Below are 1,320 nucleotides of genomic sequence, written 5' to 3' on the forward strand. Positions count from 1 at the left end.
CTGCGACAACCGGGGCGCTCGTTCTTCATTGGAGACCCTTACCATGTGTATGGTGCAGTTGATCCGGATGGGGCCATGCTTGGCGACAAAACGGTGATGGTCGATAAGGTGCGCAGCAATAACCGCGAGCTAAAGCTCAAGGGTGCGCCACATGGGCTTAGGGTTTCCTCAGGGGATCACATCTCTGTCGCCCACGGAAATAGCCCACGCGTCTATGACTACTTTCGTGTTGTTCAGGGCAGTAAATTCTCCAGCACGCAATCATCCACTGTTACGGGATGGATCGAGGTTCAGCCCTTCATTCCAACAGGCATCACTACGGGTGCGATCGTGCGTTTGGCAAAGCCGCAGCTTCAGGCGGTTTATGTGCCGGATACGTTCTCTGGCGGTGTGCGAAAGCCTGGCCTGCTTGCGGATGGTGTTCGCTTCAAATGGCGACAAACACTGAGGTAACATCATGACATTTCCAGCCGTCGCGCGGGGCCCTGTAGTTGCAGAGGCCCTTATCTGGTTTGAAGCCAAGAGGCGCACAACCAACGCAGTCGAGACACTTGGTCTTTGGACTGGCGCGCGCCACCAGTCTTTCAACATTGATGGACAGGCGCGGCAGTACATGGGCGGAGGTGGCGCGTTGAGTGTTGCGCCGCTGATTGCCCAGAAGGGCCTAAACGTGCAGTCACAGACCGTCACGCTTTCTGGCATTGCGGCCGAAGTGGAAATTCTGCTTCGTGGTTATGATGCGCGCCAGGCTCCAGTGCAAATTCACCTCGCACGCTTTGATGCCGGCACAAACAATCTGATCGGTTTGGATCGCGTGTTTCGTGGTTGGTTGGATAAGGCCCCATTGGTGAATGGCAAGAAAGGCGGGACCGCGACCGTTACGTGCAACCTGGTGTCCACCGCACGCGTATTGACACGGACGCGCCCAACAAAGCGCAGCGATGCAACCCAGAAATTGCAGGCCGGTGATCGGTTTTTGCGTTTCAACACTGTTTCCGGTGCGGTCAAAACCTACGTAGGCATGAAGAAGCAATGAGACTTCCAAATTGGCGCTCTGCGCTGCGTGACTACGTTGAGGACGTGGCGCGCAAGCCCTTTCGCTATGGCACACACGATTGCGCACTGTTTGTGGCAGGGGCGGTCAAGGCGATGACAGGCGTGGATCACGCACGTGGTTGGCGCAGTCAATATCGCAGCTTGGCCAAAGGGCAAAAATTGCTCGCAGCGAAGGGACATCAGGACCACGTGGCCCTGGTCGCCTCATTGTTTGAGGAAATCCCCGTGCTGCGCGCTCAAGTGGGCGACATTGCCGTCCTTGAT

Annotated in this window: 3 protein-coding genes; all 3 read left to right on the forward strand. The window is 56.6% G+C overall.

From position 1 onward, the window contains the following. The coding region (locus tag QOL67_RS22000; protein WP_283428139.1) for a hypothetical protein at positions 1–453 on the forward strand (453 nt) is incomplete at its 5' end. A 4-nt stretch (positions 454–457) separates the two neighbouring features. Next, positions 458–1,036 carry a hypothetical protein gene (locus QOL67_RS22005; RefSeq protein WP_283428140.1) on the forward strand — a complete coding sequence of 193 codons (579 nt, stop codon included), beginning with the start codon at positions 458–460 and terminating at the stop codon, positions 1,034–1,036. Further along, the coding region (locus tag QOL67_RS22010) for a DUF6950 family protein (RefSeq protein WP_283428141.1) at positions 1,033–1,320 on the forward strand (288 nt) is incomplete at its 3' end. The genes QOL67_RS22005 and QOL67_RS22010, both read left to right, overlap by 4 nt.

Source organism: Shimia sagamensis, from assembly GCF_900182745.1.
In the GTDB taxonomy this organism is placed as follows: Bacteria; Pseudomonadota; Alphaproteobacteria; order Rhodobacterales; family Rhodobacteraceae; genus Shimia; species Shimia sagamensis.